This is a genomic window from Flagellimonas oceani, assembly GCF_011068285.1.
GTDB lineage: Bacteria > Bacteroidota > Bacteroidia > Flavobacteriales > Flavobacteriaceae > Flagellimonas > Flagellimonas oceani.
The window spans coordinates 3,059,999-3,081,527 of sequence record NZ_CP049616.1; the positions used below are offsets into that span (position 1 = coordinate 3,059,999).

The window sequence follows — 21,529 nt, forward strand, 5'->3', positions numbered from 1 at the left end:
AATACGCATGCTTTAACTCTTTAAATGAAAATCTATGAATTTATACCTCTAAAAATTGTGAAGATAATAAAAAACCATTAATTACAACCGATTGTGTAAAAATGATAATGCTTAACTTTATGCCATAAAAATGTATCAATAAAGATGAACCAACTTCAAGTCCTTATTATTTCCGTGTGCCTTTTTTTCTCTAGCGTAGCGATAAAAGCGGAAATCAAACTACCTCAATTGATCAGTGATGGTCTGGTAATGCAACGGAATGCGGAAATACCCATTTGGGGATGGGCGGATGCCAACGAAAAAGTTACAGTTTCCTTTAAAGGTAAAGTTTATAAGACCATTACCTCATCTTCAGGTGAATGGAGAATTACCCTGCCAAAAATGAAAGCCGGCGGACCATTTACCATGAAGGTTTCTGGAAAAAATACGGTTACGGTCAACGATATATTGATCGGGGACGTATGGTTGTGCAGCGGACAATCCAATATGGTGCACCAGTTGGACATCCATGATGTGCTTTATGCCGATGAAATTGCCACGGCCAACAATCCTAAAATCCGACATTTTAAAATTCCGACAACAACGAGCATCTCAGGCCCCAAAGAGGATTTGGAAGGCGGTAGTTGGCAAAAAGCCGTGGGGGAAGAAGTGCGCCCTTTCTCGGCGGTAGCCTACTTTTTTGCCAAAAAAATCCATGCCAAATATGGTATTCCCATTGGTTTGATCAATGCCAGTGTTGGCGGAACCCCAATCGAAGCATGGATTCCGGAAGAAGGGTATTCGGATTTTCCAGAGGTTCTAAAAATTATCGAACAGAACAAGGATACCGCATATGTGAACAGCCTCATGGGAAACCAGCCCAATTTTAACCCAGAACCAAAAAAAATTACGGACAAAGGGCTCATCGGAGACATCAAATGGTACGACGTGGATTTTGAACCAAAAAACTGGCGAAGAATAAACATTCCAGGATACTGGGAAGACCAAGGAGCAAGAGATCTGAACGGTGTTGTGTGGTATCGCAGGGAAATTGACATCCCAAAATCCATGGTGGGCAAAAAGGCACGGGTATTTTTAGGCAGAATCGTGGATGCGGACGAACTCTACATTAATGGGGTTTTGGTCGGAAATAAGACCTACCAATACCCACAACGAAGGTACAGCGTACCGGACACACTTTTAAAAGCTGGTAAAAACACCTTTGTGGTCCGAGTTAAAAACACCCGCGGCAAAGGCGGTTTTGTACCCGACAAGCCTTATTACATTTTTACCGAAAACGATACGGTCGACCTAAAAGGTTATTGGAACTATAAAGTTGGGGAGGTGTACAAGCCTTTTGATTTTTCGGCCTTTGCAAACAATGATTCAAACGCTCCAAGACCTCGGAGAATAAATCCACAAAACGAGCCCACATCCCTGTATAATGCCATGGTTGCCCCATATAAAGATTATCCGATAAAGGGGGTGTTATGGTACCAAGGAGAAAGTAATGCCGGGGAACCTCAAAAATACGAAGGCTATATGCATGCCCTTGTAGCTGGCCTAAGAACTGTTTTTAATGAACCGGAACTTCCGTTCATATATGCTCAGCTACCCAATTTCATGGACGTAACCTACTTGCCTACAGAAAGCAACTGGGCCGAACTAAGGGAGGCTCAATTAAAATCGTTGTCGATTCCCAACTCTGCCATGACGGTTAATATAGACTTGGGGGAATGGAACGATATTCATCCTGACAATAAAAAAGATGTCGGCGAACGCATGGCCTTGGCAGGCTTAAAATTGGCATACGGTCAAGATATTGTGTATTCCGGCCCCATATATAGCGATCACAGCATCGACGATAATAAGATTATCCTTTCTTTTGACCATATAGGCAGTGGCCTTACCAGTAATGACGGGGAGCCGTTAAGTGAATTTGCCATTGCTGGTGAAGATAAAAAGTTTGTTTGGGCAAAAGCCAAAATTAAAGATGACCGAATTATGGTTTGGAGCGATGAAATATCCGACCCCAAATATTTGCGCTATGCATGGGCCGACAATCCTGAAAATCCTAATTTGTACAACAAGGAAGGGTTACCCGCATCACCTTTCAGGATAATCTTTGAAGATTAATTAAATACGAAGAAAAATTATGATTTTTTAGAGGATTCCCGAACCAAGATCTCTGTGTTCAAAAACGCTATTTGTTTTACGATATCACTCTTATTCTTAGTGTTCCTTAACCGATTGAAAATAATTTCTGCCGAGGTTTGCCCCATTTTAAAGGCTGGATGCGATACAGTGGATAGATTGGGGTCTATAATACTGGAAATGGGGTCGTTGTTAAATCCTATAATTGCCAATTTTTCAGGCACCTTAACCCCTTGTTGTTCTGCGACCTGTATTGCACTGACACCTAAAATGTCGCCGGGCGCAAAAATACCATCGGGCGGTTTTTGCAACTCAAGCAATTTTAAGGTTGCCTTTCTTGCTTCCTTATAGGTGATTCTGTCCACCCGTACAATAAGTTCATCATCGATGGTCAGGTTATGTTCTTCCAAGGCTGCCAAGTACCCTTGTTTTCTTTCATAATAAATACTGAATTCATTCCCTGCAGTTATATGAGCGATACGTTTGCACCCCTGTGAAATCAGATGTTTGGTAGCCTTGTACCCTGCAGCGAAATTATCTATCACCACATGATAAGTGTCAAAACTCTTGGGAACCCTGTCCACAAAAACCAAAGCCGTATCATTTTCAATAAATCTTTTAAAGTGGTCGGTATTTTTCGTTTCCATGGCCAAAGAACAGATAACCCCGCTAACCCTGTTATCGTATAGGGACTGTGTCAGTTCAACCTCTTCCTTGTAGGAATCATGCGACTGCATGATCAATACCGTATAGCCGGCCTTTTGGGCAACTTCCTCTATACCGCTGATCAATGAAGAAAGGAAAGGCTGCGTTATTGTGGGTAGCAGCACTCCAATGGTCTTCATCTTATTGCCCCGGAGACTGGCAGCTAAATTATTGGGTCGGTAACCCATTTCGGCAGCAGTTTTCTTTATTTTTTCAACCGTTTTTTTACTTATGGTTGGATGTTCCTTGAGGCCTCTTGAAATGGTCGATGTTGCTAGACTGAGCTTTTTCGCAATATCGTATATGGTAACTTCCTTTTTGCCCTTCATTATAGCTTCTTTGGGAAATCAAAGATAAGTTTTTTGCCGTTCAGACCACTAGACTTTGTTTTAGCAATTGAAATATAATCTACTGGAAAGCACAGATTTATTTTAATAATTCAGTTTTTTGCAATAAACACTTTATCTTTTTATAAATTTGAAGCAAACGGTTGCGTTAATTATAGAATTCCATATTTTGAAACATATAACTATGCATTTATCAAAATTAACCAGTATTACTTTGCTTTTGATGCTGGCAATATCTTGTGGGCCCAAAAAAGTTGAAAAAAAGGAGACTACCGCTGATACACTCTTCACCTTGGTTCCCAACGAAAAGACCAATATCCACTTTAAAAACTCGGTCAAGGAAACGGCGGAATTCAATATTCTCAACTACTACGATATGTACAATGGTGGGGGGGTCGCACTCGCTGATATCAACAATGACGGTCTGGATGATATCTATTTTACCTCCAACCAGGAATCCAACAAACTTTACCTGAACAAAGGCAATCTTACCTTCGAAGATATTACGGACAAAGCCAAAGTGAACGATTCCCAAGGTTGGACCACGGGAGCAACCATGATAGACATCAACAACGACGGATGGATGGATATTTACGTTTGTAAATCAGCCTCCCTGAAAAATAATGCCCAGAGAAGGAACAAACTGTTTGTAAACCAGAAAGATGGCACTTTTAAGGAGGAGGCACGTAAATGGGGAATCGATGATGATGGCTTTTCCATACAAGCTTACTTTTTCGACTACGACAAAGACGGAGATCTGGATATGTATTTGATCAACCACCGGGACGATTTCTTAAATTCAGTGAACCTCAAGGCTATTGTCGAGGACAAAATGTTCTACCCGCAAACCTCCGACCATCTCTATCGAAATGATGGGGCAAAATTTACCGATGTTACCCGTGAAAGTGGTTTGGTGAACAAAGAATTCAGTTTGAGTGCATCCATTGGTGATTATAACAATGATGGATGGCTCGATGTCTTTGTGGCCAACGACTTTATAACTCCTGACAAATTATACATCAACAATAAAAATGGAACGTTTACCAATCAGGTTAACACTCAAATGAAACACATATCCTACAGCAGCATGGGTTCTGATTTTGCGGATATCAATAACGATTTTTTGCCCGACCTCTTGGTACTGGACATGTCCGCAGAAGATCACAGCCGGGGCAAGCAAAACATGGCCAGCATGAACACAGAAGGGTTTTGGTGGATCGTAGAGGCAGGATTCCACTACCCCTATATGTCCAACGTTTTGAATCTGAACAACGGCAATGGATATTTTACCGACATTGCCCAAGTTTCGGGCGTTTCCAAGACCGATTGGAGCTGGGCGCCTCTCATCGCAGATTTTGACGGGGATGGCTTCAAGGATATTTTTATTACGAATGGCATTAAACGCGAAATAGCCAATCAGGATTTCGGCAATTATCTGGATGCCCATGAAGATTCACTGCAAGCCATGCCCATTGAGGACATATTGAGCCAAATGCCCTCGGATAAACTTCAGAATTACGCCTTCAAGAACAAAAAAGATTTATCCTTTCAAAAAGTTATTGAAGATTGGGGACTTGAAAAAGCTGTCAATTCCAACGGCGCTGCATATGGCGATCTGGACAATGATGGCGATTTGGACCTGGTCGTGAACAACCTTGATGATGAAGCCTTTGTTTATGAAAATAACTCCACAGCGAATTTTTTGAACATAAGACTTGTGGGCGACAGCAAAAATAAAAATGCAATCGGTTCCAAGGTCAAGGTGTACACTGATAGTATCCAACAGTTTCAGGAGCTCTTTTTGTCAAGGGGGTATCAATCTTCCGTTTCTCCTTTATTGAATTTTGGCGTAGGCGACGAAGCAACCATAAAAAAGGTCGAAGTAGTCTGGGCAGATGGTAATATTTCTATAAAGGAAAACATCCAAGCAAACCAGACCTTGACCTTTGACAAGAGCGAAGCAGGCCCAGGTTCGGAAACCCGGTACAAAAGGCCCCAGAATTTTGTGCCTATGAATCCAGAGGCACTGGGCATTACCTATGCGCATGACGAAAATTCTTTTAATGATTTCTCTAAACAAGTATTGCTGCCTCAGAAACAATCACAGCAAGGCCCCGCTTTTGCTGTTGCTGATGTCAATAATGATGGTCTTACCGATATGTTCCTCGGAGGCGGACCGGGTCAATCAGCGCACATCTACCTTCAGACCAAAGATGGAAAATATACGGAAGCAGTACAAGAAATATTCAATAGGGATAAGGGTTTTGAGGATAATGGAGCGCATTTCTTTGATGCCGATAAAGATGGGGATATGGATCTCTACGTGGCAAGTGGCGGTTACGAACTGGATGAGGACAGCCCGCTGTTGCAAGATAGATTGTATATAAATGATGGAAAGGCAAATTTTACCCGATCCAAGAATTTACCAAAAATGCTGACCAGCACCAAAGCCATCGCCTCGCACGACTATGATAATGATGGTGATTTGGATTTGATCGTTGGAGGGCGTGTCATACCCGGTAAATATCCCTTATCGCCAAGATCTTATGTTTTAAGAAACACCAACGGAAGCTTTGTTGATGTCACGCAAAATGTAGCCCCTGATTTTCAGGAAATAGGCCTCGTGAACGATATTTTATTGTCGGATTATGATGGTGACAACCAAAAAGACCTGATTGTCGTGGGCGAATGGATGCCCATTACCATTTTTGATATTCAGGAAGGAATTTTCCAGAAGCATGACATAGATGTATTGAGCGAAACTGAAGGTTGGTGGAACACCGTTTCCGAAATAGACTTTGACAATGATGGCGATATGGATTATTTTGTTGGTAATCTGGGCGCCAACAACAAATTTCATCCTTCCAAAGAAAAACCCTTGCACGTATATGGGAACAATTTTGATAGTGATGGCCACTATGATATGATATTGAGCAAAATCTACAAGGGAAAGCTGGTTCCCGTTCGCGGAAAAGAATGCTCAACAAGCCAAAACGCTTTTGTAAGCCAAAAAATAAAGAGCTACGAGGAATTCGCCAACTCCAGTCTTATCGATATCTATGGCGAAGAAGAAATTGAAAACTCATTTCACAAAAAAGCTACCGAGTTTGAATCCGTCTATTTGGAAAACATGGGCAACGGATCGTTTACCGTAAAGCATTTGCCCACCAGTGCACAACTGGGGCCCACCATGTCCTTTGTCTTTGCTGATGTAAACAAAGATGGACATATGGACGTCATCGGTTCCGGCGCCATCCACGAATCCGAAGTGGAAACGGTAAAATATGATTCCAACATAGGTTACATTCTATTGGGTGATTCGGAAGGAAATATGAAAACTTACAAAGACGTTAGCTTTTACAACGGGTTGAATGCAAAACAAATGAAAATGGTGACCTTGAACCAAAAGCCTTACCTCTTTATTGCGAACAACAATAGACCTTTGACCATTTTTAAAATGGAATAACGGACTATTCCATATCATGATGGTGCATTGCCTCCTTTTTATTGAAAGTGATCTTCGGTAGTCGCAGTTGTTGAACGCTTCCGTCTTCCTTGATCTTTATGACCTGATTTACTTGAACATCGGTAAAAACGGAAGTATTTTGGGAACGATAAGGCCATTTGATCTCAAGTTTCTTGATCTTCTTGGCATTGCCCAGCCCTATCTCTTCCATTAAACTGTTGCCCCCAAAACTGGAGTCAGTTCCTACCGAATGATAGATTTTTCGCTCTTTCCCATTTTCCACAATGGTAACGACGATTTTGGCCCCAATCGCGGAGCGATTACTTTGGATGCCTTCCAGTACAATATTGATCCAATTGTTTTTGTTGCCCATAGGATTTTCAAACAACAGGTTTCCAAAAGTATCCCCTTCCAATGCACCGCCCATTACTGCATAAATATCTTGGTCACCATCCATATCCAAATCACCAAATCCAATGGCATGTCCTTTTTGAATATGGCCAAACCCCGCACTGTAGGTCACGTCCTCAAATTTTTCCCCTCGCACATTGTGGAACATTCTGTTGGGAACAATGGAAAAGTAACTCGGGTCTCCCGTTGCCAGATAAAAATCAAGGAAGCCATCGTTGTCCAGGTCACCAAAATTACATCCCATGGTTGCAATAGGCTCACTTAAATTTACATCCAAGGACACTTCGGTAAAAGTATCATCACCATTGTTTTTATACAGCAAAGGTCTGTAATCTGTGGCATTGCTTCTTAAGTTGCGAAGCATCATTTCCGTAGGAAGAATGTCCGCGGACGAATATCCAGAGACAAAAATATCCTCAAATCCGTCGTTGTCATAATCAAAAATCCATGTAGGAAAACTCGCTACCGGATTGGAAACTCCAGCAGATTCCTCTGTTTTTTCAAAAGAGGGGACTCCTTTTTCCTTGGTCGTGTTCATATACAAAGTGTTCAATCCCATGTAATTGGAAAGGTAAAGATCTGGATATAAATCATTGTTCAAATCGCCAGTTGCCACACCTTTAAAAAATCCTTTCACGGTAATGCCTGCATCCTTGGCGACATTTTTAAAAGTCCCATCCTGCTGGTTCAAGTATAGCTCACAGTAGCTCTTGTTCCTATCATTCCACTCGTTGGCAATGAACAAATCCAACCATCCATCAAGGTCAACGTCCATCCAAACCGCTGTTTGTGTAGGATTCAAAGAATACACCCCAGCTTCCAAAGTGACATCGGTAAAAGTGCCGTCGCCATTATTTCGCATTAGGGAATTGGGGATTCCACCGTTAATGGACAACCAAGCACCTCTCAAAATCACAAAATCCAAATGCCCGTCATTATTATAATCGGCGTGTCTGAGGTTAAGACCTCCCGTAACACCTTTTAATCCAGCTTCCAAGGTTTTATCCACAAATCCACCAACCCTATCATTTTCGAAATATTTGATTTGGTCTTCAAACCCCCATGAAGATGCTAAAATATCAAGATACCCATCCCCGTTGAAATCGTCGATACAGGTACCGCCCGCCATTTCCTTTTCATCTACCCCTAAATTCATAGCGATATCGGTAAAATGCGGAAACGCTGAAGAATTGGCGAAGTGTGATTCGGGCAACTTGAACCGATCAGGAACATCTTGAGGATAGCTACCCAAGGTCATATGCGCGATATTGAGCAAATATTGACATTCCAGATCATTAGGGTTCATTTCAAGTAGCTCGTTGAGGAGGGCAATGGCTTTCTCGGAACCTTCGGTCAAAATGTGTTGTGCCCTTGGGCTCAACGGAATAATACACGATTCTGCATTATGGTTTATGATGCAGTTATCCTGCTCCGCTTTTCGCATGTAAGCAATGGCCAATTGCTTTTTAATGGCAAAGATGATTTCGGGCCGAACATTGGCCGTACTGGCGGTTGCAGCTGTGAGGACTTCTTGAATCGCATCAATCGACTCATTGGTTCTGCCTGTGTTGAGTAATTCCAAAGCATATTTGAATAGCACATTGATCCGGCTCTTACCCGTTAGACGCTTTAATTGATCCTCATAAAAAGCTGCTTTTTTACTGTTGAGCATGTACGGTACATTGGTAATATCGATCTTGCCCACGGCATTCCGAACCCTACCGATCATCTCAACTGTTTGGGCATCTGCTTCACCATCGGCCCTGGTGGGAATATTAAAGTCAACAGTTGGTTTTGGCGCACTCTTCTTTGCATCTTTACAGGCAAAAAATTGTAACACACAAATGGCTCCTATAACAACATGAAAGGATTTTCTGAAAGAGTGGAACATTTTAAAGATTTAAAGATGTTTTGGTTTGATTCCGTACGTGTTGGCAAAGATTGTACAATGGTTTTAAGGACTTGTAATTAGACCATATCCTCATCGAAAATCAGATCCTTTTCCCCCAACTGCATATTTAAAATTCGAATTTATTAATTTTAAATGCTAAATCGGTTGCGTAAACTGTTTTCTGTGCAATCAAAATACCGTTTTAACACTTAAACGCTACAAAATTGATGCAATCAAGGTGGCTATAAACTTATTTTCACAGTATGAAAAAAATTATATTCAAGATAGTTGCTGTTTGTCTTCCATTAATATTGTTATTGCTGTTGGAGGTTATTCTTCGGGTTTCTGGATATGGTGAAGACTACCAACTTTTTCATAAAGTGCCTATTGAGAACAAGCCAGATTATCTTGTCATGAACAAACGAATCGCAGGCAAGTATTTTAAGGATAATGGCCTGCGATCCGATAATCAAGCCGATTTATTTTTAGAAACCAAGACGGATAGCACTTTTCGTGTTGTTGTACAGGGTGCATCTACCGTTGTCGGCTTTCCGTTTTACAGGGGAGGGTCATTCCCCAGAATGTTGAAGCACAGACTTTCACTAACGTTCCCCGACAAAAACATTGAAGTGATAAATACAGGGATTACCGCTGTGAATTCCTATACCCTCTGGGACTTAACGGATGATATTATTGTGGAAAAACCTGATTTGGTAATCATTTATGCGGGTCATAATGAATACTATGGGGCACTCGGGACGGGCTCCTCCATTTCTTACGGTTCCCACCCTTTTTTGATCAGAACCTATCTAACCCTAAAAAAACTGCGGTCGTTCCAACTTTTTGAAAACAGCTATTACACGCTTTTGGGGTCAAACACAGCAGAAGCATACTCGCAAAAGCCTTCGGAGAGAAGCACCACCTTAATGGAAGTAATGGTAAAAGAACAACGGATACCCTATAATTCAGATGTCTACAATGACGGCTTGAAGCAATTTGAGGGCAATCTGGACAAAATTTTGTCTAGCTACAAAAAAAACGATATTCCAGTAATATTGTCGACCGTTGTCAGCAATGAAAAGGATATTGAACCTTTTATCAGCGATACCATCGAAAATAGGGAGGGTTTTGAATCGGCAATGGAAAAAAACAGCCCGGAAGCCCACACCATGGCAAGTAAAAATGCCATGGCCGCATTTATGTTGGGGCGCCATTATCTCGAAAAAAACCAAGATTCGGCCCAAAAATATCTCAAATTGGCAAAGGAACTGGACTTGCTAAGGTTTCGGGCACCAGAGAAAATTAACGATATCGTTGTGAACCTATCCAAAAAGTACAATACGGCACTGGTAGATATGAGACAGGTGTTCAACTCCCACTCGCCCCACAACATAGTTGGGAATGAATTGATGACAGAACATGTACACCCGAACATCAAAGGACAGTTTTTAATGGCGGATGCCTTTTACAACAAAATGAGAGCGTTGAATGTTTTGGACAATTGGGAAAATTACATCGGTTACGCTGAAGCTTTCGTTGACATACCTACAACCCAAATTGACTCCATTCAAGGAAAATTGGTTGTAGACGAACTCAAGAAATCATGGCCATACGATATGGATATGTCCGGCAAGCGACCGGCTACAAGTTATAGCGAAGGAGGATCTTTTGAAGAGCTTTTGGCCCAAGACCTTCATAAAAAGAAGGCAAAATGGGACAATGCCATGGCTTTGGCTTTTAATTCATATAAAACGGACAAAAAATATAAAAAAGCACTGACCGTTGCCGAAACGCTGATTTTTGAATATCCCGAACAAGGCAGGGTCTACCAAATGGCCGGAAACATGTGCCTGCAACTGGAAGATTTTGAGAAGGCGGAATACTACTTTTCAAAATCCAATTATTTGGATAAAAATAGGGCTTCCATTGAAGGACTCGCCAAAGCTTATATGATGCTCGGCAAAACTAAGCTCGCCAAGGATTTACTCTCCAGTGCTCAAGAAGGCGGGCTTAAGGTTAGCAGGTTTGAAGAAATCCATCAAGAGCTCCTAAAGGTAAGGGATTCAATATCGTAATATTTACCAAGGTTTTTCGACGTCCCTTACAGTATAAATATGATTACGCTGGTGGAAATACGTTTCTCCATTCGGCTTTTGAAGTATTTTATTCTTTTTAGCCAATTTCTGTAAAAAGGATAATGGGGTCAGGATGATATAAAAAATCAGAAACATGATCAGCACATTCATCACCATTCCAAAATAATGGGAAAACGTGAACCATATTTTACCGATGATAATCGTTAACTTTGCAGAAATCACTGATACCACCAAAAAAAACAAGCTCAAATACAATAGCCATTTAGTATCAAACTTTAAATACAAAATCAATGATGCCAACACCAATACCAGAATAGTTTCCAGTCCTTTTTCCCTTGTCATCCTTAAAATATTGTGTAAATAAAAGGGGCAAGAGCCGAACTACTGGTCAAAAATATCAGCACACCGAAAATTATGAATATGATGATCAGGGGTATCAACCACCATTTTTTTCGTTCTTTTAAAAACAGGAAGAATTCACTGATAAATTCCATTTACTTTACGATTAAATAATTTTCAAGGGCCAATATGTCCATTTCGGATTTCATAAAACAAATATAGGCATCCTCCGGGCTATTGACGATTGGCTCATCCTTAAGGTTAAAACTCGTATTGATAATCACGCCTACGTCCGATATCTTTTTATATTCCTGAATCAAATTCCAAAAAAGCGGATTCATTTGTTTGTCGACCACCTGAACCCTTGCCGAATGGTCAATATGGGTAATGGCCGGTAAATCCGACTTTGGAACCTTGCGCTTTTCATCCAGATTCATATTTTCAAAGTCAAAAGGAAGCTCCTTTCTAAGTTTTTTCTTCACCTTGCTTGTAAACAACATGTACGGAGATTGCTTTCCTTCCTCAAAATAGTCGTTATAATCTTCTTTGCAGACAGCTGGTGCAAAAGGTCTAAAACCTTCCCTAAACTTTATTTTCATGTTCAGGGTATGCTGCATTTCCGGGTCCGAAGCGTTGGCCAATATACTGCGGTTACCCAGAGCCCTTGGACCAAACTCAGTTCTGCCCTGAAACCAGCCCACCACTTTTTTCTCTGCCAAATATCCGGCGATGGCTCTTATCAGCTCATCCTTATTTTCAAAATACCGATAACTGGACTTGTGCTTGCGCAACACCCGTTCAACATCCAGATTTGAAAATCTGGGTCCCATATACACATTAAAGGGATTTTGGGCACCTTCAAAATTGTGTTTTTCCTGAATATGGGCCACGGCCAGAGCAGCTCCCAAACTGCCACCCGCATCTCCAGCTGCGGGCTGCACATAAATATCCTCAAAAATCTTTTGGTTGAAGAGTACCGAATTTGCCACACAGTTCAAGGCCACCCCACCTGCAAAGCACAAGAATTTTTCTCCTGTTTCCTTTTTTATGAATCTTATTAAACTCAACAAAACTTCCTCTAGAACTTTTTGAGCTGCAAAGGCCAAATTGGCATGTTTTTGTTCCAACTTTTCTCCAGGCTGACGTTTTTTGATTCCGAACAGCTGCTCCCACCGCTTTGGATTGACCATTTGTAACCCATATGGATATTCAAAAAAATCCATATCGAGTTTTATCGAGCCATCGGGCTTGATATCCACAAGATGCCTTTTGATGATCTCCTTGAAATTTGCCACCTGCTCGGATGCTTCATTGCCATACGAAGCCAACCCCATCATTTTATATTCTCCCGAGTTCACCTCAAACCCCAAAAAATAAGTGAATGACGAGTAAAAGAGACCCAATGAATCCGGAAAATAGAGTTCCCCCAATACTTGAATTCCATTTTCCCCGCTGGCAACCCCATACGAAGTGGTCGTCCATTCCCCTACCCCGTCCACCGTTAAAAATGCACATTGGGCGTATGGGGAGGTATAAAATGCACTGGCAATATGTGACAAGTGATGTTCTGGAAAATTGATAGCGATCTTTCCCGAATTTTTAGCCCCCAATTTTTTGAGCTTTTTTCTAATAAACTGTTTGATGAAGAGCTTTTCCTTTAACCACAATGGCATTGCCTTGGCGAAGGATTTAAAACCTTTGGGCGCAAAAGCGTAATAGGTTTCCAGCAACCGTTCAAATTTCAGGAACGGTTTATCATAAAAAGCAATTACATCAATATCTTCATAGGCCAATCCTGATTCGGAAAGGCAAAATTGTATGGCATTTTCAGGAAAGGATGCATCGTTCTTTATCCTCGTAAATCTTTCTTCTTGGGCGGCGAACAGCACTTTACCGTCAACAATAATAGCCGCTGCGGAATCGTGATAGTAAGCCGAAATACCAAGAATTTTCATACCCTTTGCTTCTATTTTTGGGCAATATGAACTTTAAAATAACAAGAAATAGTTGTAAATGCTTTATTATTGGGAACACAATATTGTTAAGTGTCCCATGAAGACTTCGCTGGCAACCATCATTACCTAGATATGCACCATGAAACCTGTGTTATGTTTTTAGTTTATGGGCCAAGCCCAGCTCCACTCCCCTTATTTCCGCCAATCCTTTAAGCCTTCCAATTAAAGAATATCCAGGGTACTTTTCCTTACCCTCCATTGAATGCAGGAACCCATGATCGGGCCTCATGGGAAGTGCTGCTCCGTTCTTGTTCATCAACAACAGTAGCTTCTCAATAATTTCTTCCATGGGATTGTCACCATAAAGGTGTTCGGACTCCCTAAAGCGTTTTCCATCTTCTCTTTTGACGTTCCTTAAATGCAAAAAATAAATGCGGTCACCATGTGTATCTATAATTCTTGAAAGATTGTTTTTGGGATGTGCACCCAAAGAACCTGTGCAGTAACACAGTCCATTGGCATTTACAGGAACTCCCGACAAAATTTGCGCCAAATCCTCTTCTGTGGATACCACCCTTGGCAAGCCCAAAACCGAAAAAGGAGGGTCGTCCGGGTGTATCGCCAACTTTATGCCCACTTTTTCAGCGACGGGAGCAACTTCGGAAAGAAAGTGAACCAAATTGCTCCGCAGTGTTCGGTCATCAATCCCTTTGTAGGCATCCAGTAGGGTCAAAATCTTCTCTGGTGTAAAACTTTCATCGCTTCCGGGCAATCCCAATAAAACATTGTTAAACAGTTGGTGCTTTTGATCCTGACTCAAAGTTTTTCCATATTCCGAAGCCTCTTCCACCTTATCTGTGGAATAATCGCTTTCCGCTCCGGGTCTTTTCAACAAAAAGACATCAAAAAATATAAAGGCTATCTCATCAAAAAGGAGGGCTTTGGTTCCGTCGGGGTTAACAAATGCGTGATCGGTGCGAACCCAATCCAAAATGGGCATAAAATTATATGCCACCACTTTTAGGCCACATTCGGCCAAATGCTCAAGGCTTTTTTTGTAATTGGAAATATATTGCTGGAAATCACCTCCCTTTCTTTTGATATCCTCATGGACCGGTAGACTTTCCACTACGGTCCACTCCATGCCCTCCTCAGCAATCATGCGTTGTCTTTCCTGAATATCGTGCACACTCCAAACTTCACCTACGGGAATTTGGTGCAATGCGGTAACTATTCCCGTCACCCCACATTGTCTGATATCACGAAGATGTATACCATCATTGGGGCCATACCAACGCATATTTTGCTGCATGGTGATCATCTGTCTCTCTCCCATATTTTAAAAACCAATACTGTTCCCACCATCTATGGGCAAAACGGTCCCTGTCACGAACTTGGATTCCTCTGAACACATAAAGTAAACGGCATCCGCAATATCTTCCGGCAGCCCCATTTTACCCATTGGTGTCCTTGAAAACACTTTATTTTTACGATCTGTATCGGAGTCCAATGCCTTCGCGGTCATTTTTGTTTTGATGAAACCTGGGGCTATACAATTAACCCTTATGCCAAACTGGGCAAGTTCCACTGCCATGGCACGCGTCATACCCTCAATGGCCGTTTTACTGGACGAGTACGCGATTACTTGAGGTAGACCGTATTGTGCGGCCATAGAGCTGATATTGACTATGCTTCCGCCACCGGTTTCTTTCATTTTTTTGACCACTTCCCTACTGATGGCAAAAACGCTGAAGAGATTGGTATGCACTATTTGTTCGAATTCTTCATCGGTTACCTCTGTGAATGGTTTTTTCATATTGATTCCCGCATTGTTTACGAGTATATCAATATGTCCCTCATCATCGTATATTTTTTGAATAATTTGCGGAATCTCATCCAATTTTGTCAAATCAAAGATCAATGCGACTGCATTTGGTCCCATTTCTGCGCAAGCCTCTTCGGTACGTTCCTTGGTGCGCCCTATCACATAGGTTTTGATGCCTAGGTCACAAAATTTTTTGGCAGTTGCATATCCAAGTCCAGAGTTGCCTCCGGTTACTATGGCTGTTTTTTTATCCATTATGTATTGTTAATTTAATCCCAGCGCGGACGTATACCTGGCGCATAGGGGAATTTCAAAGATTTATAATATTCCAAGTTGTTTTCCGGGGTTTCCATTTCCTTCGGAAAATCCATTTTTGAAAATGTCTGAAAATATAGCATGCAAGCATCTCGCCACCATTTGGCTTCCTTGAGCTGTATATCCAACAACATGCTTACCTGGTGGTGGGTGTCATTATCAACATAAGGCTTCATATTGTCCCAAGTTGTGATCATCTCGCGTACTTGGTCCACTCCCTCTTGATATTTTATTCCAAGACCATCCCATAAAGTTCTTCCACTTTTGAGCTTATAATCCCAAGGCAAATGGTGGAACCACAACAGGTATTCTTCTGGGCAGGTATCCAGGTCGGAGTACATTTTTTCCAACTCTGGAGCGTATTGCGACAATGCATCGCTACCTGTTTTTGTTCTATCAAAACCAATACCTTCCTCATCTGCTTTGTGGTAATATACCGGATTCCATTCCGGACGTGATAGATTGCCCACCCAAGGACCCGGTCCATAATGGTGGCCGGTATCAAAAATATGGTGCAGGCCAAGCGGATTCATATAATTGACTACCGCTTCCCTAGATTCCATCATCATTTTTTTGATGGGTTCCAAAAATTCTTCTTCATTGCCAAAAGTACAGCGCAGCCATTCATCGGCTATCTCTTTGGAGTCCATGTAAGGGTCCCATGCCAACCTTCCGAATCCGTACCAATCTGCCTGTCCGAACGGATGGCCTGTCCAATTGAAATCGGTTCCAATATTGGCTACACCAGCCATTCCTGTTAGTTTTTTATTGTTCAGGGAACCGTCCACCACCTTGGCGACAAGGGATCCTTTCCCTTTTTGATAGGTGTCGCTCTGCAGCACTTCCTCAAATAGTTTGGGGAGATACACCAAATGTGTGGCAAAACCCAAGTACTCCTTTGTTATCTGAAACTCCATCATCAGTGGGGTATTGGGCATAGCCCCGAATAATGGATGAAACGGTTCTCTTGGCTGAAAATCTATGGGCCCATTTTTTACCTGGATCAATACATTTTCCTTATATTTTCCATCGTCCGGAACAAATTCAGTGTAAGCTTGTTTGGCCCTATCTTCGGCATCGTGCTCTGAATAAACAAAAGCCCGCCACATGACCACTCCATCATAAGGTGCCACGGCATCAGCCAACAAGTTGGCTCCATCCAAATGTGTTCGCCCATAATTTTGAGGACCTGGCTGGCCTTCAGAGTTGGCCTTCACCAAAAATCCTCCAAAATCCGGTATACTTTTATAGATTTCCTTTGCCTTATCCTTCCACCATTGAATCACTTTGGGATCCAGGGGGTCCGCAGTACTCAATCCACCTATTTCCATGGGAGCGGAAAATCTGGCCGTGAGGTATACCTTAATACCATAAGGCCTGAAAACATCGGCCAAAGCTTTAACCTTTTCTAGGTATTGCGGGGTTAAGATAAGCGCATTGGCATTGACATTGGTCAAGGCCGTACCATTGATTCCGATAGATGCATTTGCACGGGCGTAATCAATATATCGTTGATCGATATAATCGGGTAAAGTTTGCCAATTCCATATGGAAAATCCAGCATAACCCCTTTCGATAGTCCTATCCAAATTGTCCCAATGGTTCAACATCCGTACATCGACCTTTGGAGACTCTTTTATATCAATCCCATCCAAAGATTCATGCATTTGCAGGGCACGAAGTAAATGAAAGGTGCCATAAAGAAGCCCTATATCGCTATTTGCGGTAACCAAAACATAAGATTGACCTCCCTGTTTTATCGATTTGATGATGTATCCTTCCTTTTTTAAAGCATCCATTTTGACCGTACTCTTAAAAACTTCCGGGAGGCTTCCAAACTTGGAAACAATCAGTTGGTTTTCAGCCGTATCAAAAGCTTTGAAACCAACCGTTTCATCCAATAGACCTCCAAGTCCCATGGACAGTTCTTTTCGAATAATGTCCAAGGTCTCCCCTCCATCTTCCAAATAAACACTTTCAAGGTTTTTTCGGTAGTTTTCAAGTAGTTCAACATCAGAAATTTTATCGTATTTGAGCCATAGATCGTATCCACTGGAAAAGGAAAACACGCTGGTGCTCAATAGAATGGTAGCACAAAAAAGGAAAAGCTTTATTTCTTTAAGAATATGTCTCATGATTTTGGAAATGCACAAAAAAAAATTGATTTATTATTAAATCAATCAATTGCGTTGAGTAAAATAACTAAAAAATTCATAGATTAACAAAATGTACAGTGCAATCGATTGCAAAAATCGATATTTTTACGAAATTTGAAATTTATTTGAAGAAAAAGATTTAAAAATGCCAACCAATGAAACATTTTAAGATACTCTTCTTGTGTGCTGCGGTTCCCCTATTATTTCCATCCTGCAACCAAAAAGCGGATAATTCAACCAACAACAATATAGAAACCGGCGAGGGGAATACACAGTATGAATTCCCCTTTTACGACACCTCATTATCCATAGATGATCGTGTAGCGGACTTGATTTCGAGATTATCATTGGAAGAAAAAGCGGATCAGATGATGCACAACACCTCTGCAATAGAACGTTTGGGAATACCTCCATATGGCTGGTGGAACGAAGCATTGCACGGAGTAGGACGGTCTGGTACCGCCACTGTTTTTCCACAGGCCATTGGACTTGGTGCCACTTTTGACAGCGACCTTGCATTCAGGGTGAGTTCTGCCATTTCCGATGAGGCACGGGCGATGCACAATGCAGCAAAGGACAAAGGCTACCATCTTAGGTATAGCGGACTTACATTTTGGACACCGAACATTAATATTTTTAGGGATCCACGTTGGGGCCGCGGCCAGGAAACCTATGGCGAGGATCCTTTTCTTACTTCTATTTTGGGTACATCGTTCGTTAAAGGGCTCCAAGGGGACAATCCAAAATATTTAAAGACCGCCGCATGTGCCAAACATTATGCCGTACATAGTGGACCTGAGAAACTGCGCCACGAGTTCAATGCCACAGCTAGCCCAAAAGATCTTTGGGAAACCTATTTGCCAGCTTTCAAATCTTTAGTGGACGCCGATGTCGAAGCAGTAATGTGTGCCTATAACAGCACCAACGGAGAGCCTTGCTGTTCCAACAATTATTTGATCACGGACGTACTCCGGGATACTTGGAACTTTGAAGGCCATGTGCTAAGCGATTGCTGGGCACTGGAAGACTTCTATAATTCTCCGGAAAATGGCGGACATGGGGTCGTGGATACTCCGGCCGAAGCAGCAGCCCTTGCGGTTAAAAGCGGTGTGAGCCTTAATTGTGGCAGTACCTATTTAAAAGGATTACCGGAAGCCGTAAAACAAGGACTCATTACCGAGGATGAGATTGATGAGCAACTCGCAATTTTGCTTCGCACCCGTTTTAAATTGGGACTTTTTGACCCAAAAGGAAGCAATCCCTATGACGATATTCCGACCGATGTGATTGACAGCGACGAGCATCGAAACCTAGCACGGGAAGTAGCGCAGAAAAGTATCGTTATGCTAAAGAACAATGGTGTACTTCCCTTAAAGAACGACCTTTCAAGATATTTTGTGACAGGTCCCAACGCTTCCAATACCGAAGTTCTTTTAGGCAACTACTATGGTGTAAACCCAAAAATGGTGACCGTTTTGGAAGGAGTGGCCGGTGCCATTCATCCAGGAAGCCAACTACAGTATAGAAAGGGAGCCTTATTGGACAGGGAATCCCTTAATCCACAGGATTGGGCTTCTCCGAATGCGGGCACAAGCGATGCCACCATTGCCGTATTGGGCATTTCCAATCTTTTGGAAGGTGAAGAAGGAGCCGCTCTGGCATCTGCCACTGCAGGTGATCGACTCGACTATAACCTTCCACAAAATCAAATTGCCTATTTAAGAAAGTTGCGCGAGGCCGCGGGAGAGCGTCCTATTATTGCTGTTGTTACAGGTGGTAGTCCTATGAACTTGGCAGAGGTACACGAACTGGTCGATGCCGTACTTTTGGTTTGGTATCCCGGGGAAGAAGGTGGTAATGCCATAGCCGATATTATTTTTGGCAATGTTTCCCCTTCCGGAAGATTGCCCATTACCTTTCCAAAATCCTTGGATCAACTCCCCGATTATGAAGATTATACCATGCAAGGAAGAACCTATAAATATATGGACCAAGAGCCACTTTACCCTTTCGGTTATGGCCTTAGCTATGGGGAATTCTCGTATGGCGACCTCAGTATTTCAAAAACATCCATAACCAAGAATGACCAAGTATCTGTATCCCTTGATGTTTCGAATGAAAGCGAGGTTATGGCTGATGACGTAGTACAACTCTATATATCGGATACCGAGGCTTCTGTGGCGGTTCCAAATTTTCAATTGTTCGGGGTACAAAGGGTAAGGCTGGAGCCTAAAAGCTCTAAAGCTATTACTTTCACTTTAGACCCTTCAGCTTTCCAAATGGTCAACAACGAGGGTGAAAGAGTTTTTGAGCCGGGAAATTTTAAGGTGTATGTAGGTGGTAGCAGTCCCATGCAACGGAGCTTTGAACTGGGAGCTCCACAAATGAGCACTGGAACCATCACCCTTAATTAAATCTATTTTAAATCAAAGCATGAAAAAATTTATACAGGAAGATTTTTTGCTCCAAACAGATTACGCAAAGGAGTTATATCACAACTTCGCAAAAAATCAACCCATCATAGATTTCCACAGTCATCTTCCCGTCAATGAAATTGCGGAGAACAGAAATTTTGCCAACCTGACCAAAATTTGGATCCAGGGGGATCACTATAAATGGAGGGCCATGCGGGCCTTGGGTATCGAAGAAAAATATATTACGGGCAATGCCTCCGACGCAGAAAAATTCCAAAAGTGGGCCGAGACGGTACCCTATTCACTTAGAAACCCATTGTACCACTGGACACACTTGGAATTGAGCAGGTATTTCGGCATTGATGAGCTATTGGATGCCAAAAGCGCCTCCGATATTTATCGTGACTGCAACAAACAACTTGAAAATCCGGATTTTTCACCACAAAATCTAATTCAGCGTATGAATGTCGAGGTGGTCTGCACAACGGACGACCCATTGGACGATTTACGTTATCATTCCCAACTAGCTGAATCTGACTATCCCGTTAACGTACTGCCCACGTTTAGACCCGATGGATTGATCGATATTGACAATGTTGGTTTTATTGACTACCTAAATGCCCTGTCCAGAATCACAAGTATCAAGATCACCGATTTTGATTCCTTGAAAGAAGCGATTCGAAAAAGAGTCGATTACTTTCATAAAAATGGATGTAGACTCTCCGATCATGGTTTATCCCATGCGTATGGATTTGAATATACCGAAGATCAAGTGAATACCATTTTATCCCTTCGCTTTGAGGAAAAATCAATTTCCAAGAAGGAAGTTGCCATTTACAAAACGGCAATACTGAATACCCTTGGGCAATTATACCATGAGAAAAATTGGGTTATGCAATTGCATTTGGGCCCAATAAGGAATACCAACGAAGCAATCCTGAACAAAGTCGGTATCGATGCCGGAGTAGACAGCATCGGGGACTATCAACATGCCGAACAACTGGCCAGTTTTCTGAACCAATTGAACATGAAAGATAGTCTACCCAAGACCATTCTATACAATTCCAACCCATCGGACAATGAAGTTTTTGCGACTATGGCAGGGAATTTTACGAGAGAGGGAATCAAATCGAAGGTTCAATTTGGTGCCGCTTGGTGGTTTTTGGACCAAAAGCAAGGTATTGAAAACCAGTTGAACACATTGTCCAATATAGGATTGCTAAGCTGCTCGGTAGGTATGCTCACCGATAGCCGAAGCTTACTGTCCTTTCCTAGGCACGAATATTTTAGAAGGGTGCTCTGCAACATGCTGGGCAATGATCTTAAGGAGGGTCTTCTACCCAATGACATTGAATGGATCGGAAAAATCGTGGAGGACATAACCTACAACAATGCCAAAACATTTTTTCAATTTCCCAGCACGATAAAAAATAGCTAAAAATCATAGTGTTACATAAAAAAATTTTGACTTAACAA

13 protein-coding genes are annotated in these 21,529 nt (G+C 42.0%); 5 read left to right on the plus strand and 8 right to left on the minus strand.

Annotated features, from left to right (window positions below):
- Positions 1-144 precede the first annotated feature (144 nt).
- Complete coding sequence (locus GVT53_RS14025) at positions 145-2,115, plus strand: sialate O-acetylesterase (protein WP_166249136.1); 1,971 nt, start codon at positions 145-147, stop codon at positions 2,113-2,115.
- Between the two features lie 17 nt (positions 2,116-2,132).
- On the opposite strand, the gene GVT53_RS14030 is transcribed toward GVT53_RS14025, so the two are convergent.
- On the minus strand, positions 2,133-3,167 hold the full coding sequence (locus GVT53_RS14030; protein WP_166249137.1) for a LacI family DNA-binding transcriptional regulator: 1,035 nt from the start codon (positions 3,165-3,167) through the stop codon (positions 2,133-2,135).
- A 241-nt stretch (positions 3,168-3,408) separates the two neighbouring features.
- Here GVT53_RS14030 and GVT53_RS14035 point away from each other — a divergent pair, with 241 nt between their 5' ends.
- Positions 3,409-6,651, plus strand: coding sequence for a VCBS repeat-containing protein (locus GVT53_RS14035; RefSeq protein ID WP_240905025.1), 3,243 nt, complete (start codon positions 3,409-3,411; stop codon positions 6,649-6,651).
- A 4-nt stretch (positions 6,652-6,655) separates the two neighbouring features.
- Here GVT53_RS14035 and GVT53_RS14040 read toward each other — a convergent pair whose 3' ends face one another.
- Entirely contained in the window at positions 6,656-8,953 is a 2,298-nt protein-coding gene (locus GVT53_RS14040; RefSeq protein WP_166249139.1) for a CRTAC1 family protein, read from the minus strand.
- Between the two features lie 263 nt (positions 8,954-9,216).
- On the opposite strand from GVT53_RS14040, the gene GVT53_RS14045 reads away from it, so the two are divergent.
- Positions 9,217-11,028: an SGNH/GDSL hydrolase family protein gene (locus tag GVT53_RS14045; protein ID WP_166249140.1), complete on the plus strand. Its 1,812-nt coding sequence runs from the start codon at positions 9,217-9,219 to the stop codon at positions 11,026-11,028.
- A 3-nt stretch (positions 11,029-11,031) separates the two neighbouring features.
- Here GVT53_RS14045 and GVT53_RS14050 read toward each other — a convergent pair whose 3' ends face one another.
- From GVT53_RS14050 to GVT53_RS14070, 6 genes are all read right to left on the minus strand, one after another.
- Complete coding sequence (locus tag GVT53_RS14050; RefSeq protein WP_166249141.1) at positions 11,032-11,391, minus strand: hypothetical protein; 360 nt, start codon at positions 11,389-11,391, stop codon at positions 11,032-11,034.
- Between the two features lie 2 nt (positions 11,392-11,393).
- Positions 11,394-11,543, minus strand: a complete 150-nt coding sequence (locus GVT53_RS21080) for a DUF5989 family protein (protein WP_220123541.1) — start codon at positions 11,541-11,543, stop codon at positions 11,394-11,396.
- The gene (locus tag GVT53_RS14055) at positions 11,544-13,343 is read right to left on the minus strand and encodes a carbamoyltransferase family protein (RefSeq protein WP_166249142.1); all 1,800 of its coding nucleotides are present in this window, start codon (positions 13,341-13,343) and stop codon (positions 11,544-11,546) included.
- A 151-nt stretch (positions 13,344-13,494) separates the two neighbouring features.
- Entirely contained in the window at positions 13,495-14,655 is a 1,161-nt protein-coding gene (gene uxuA / locus GVT53_RS14060) for a mannonate dehydratase (RefSeq protein WP_205791958.1), read from the minus strand.
- 27 nt (positions 14,656-14,682) lie between these two features.
- Positions 14,683-15,423 carry an SDR family NAD(P)-dependent oxidoreductase gene (locus tag GVT53_RS14065; protein ID WP_166249143.1) on the minus strand — a complete coding sequence of 247 codons (741 nt, stop codon included), beginning with the start codon at positions 15,421-15,423 and terminating at the stop codon, positions 14,683-14,685.
- Between the two features lie 14 nt (positions 15,424-15,437).
- Positions 15,438-17,618, minus strand: coding sequence for an alpha-glucuronidase family glycosyl hydrolase (locus GVT53_RS14070; protein ID WP_166249144.1), 2,181 nt, complete (start codon positions 17,616-17,618; stop codon positions 15,438-15,440).
- A gap of 176 nt (positions 17,619-17,794) precedes the next feature.
- Between GVT53_RS14070 and GVT53_RS14075 the strand changes: the two genes are divergently transcribed.
- Positions 17,795-20,053, plus strand: coding sequence for a glycoside hydrolase family 3 C-terminal domain-containing protein (locus GVT53_RS14075; RefSeq protein ID WP_166249145.1), 2,259 nt, complete (start codon positions 17,795-17,797; stop codon positions 20,051-20,053).
- A gap of 19 nt (positions 20,054-20,072) precedes the next feature.
- Positions 20,073-21,491 (plus strand): glucuronate isomerase, encoded by a 1,419-nt coding sequence (uxaC, locus tag GVT53_RS14080; protein WP_166249146.1) that lies wholly within the window; start codon positions 20,073-20,075, stop codon positions 21,489-21,491.
- Positions 21,492-21,529: the final 38 nt, after the last annotated feature.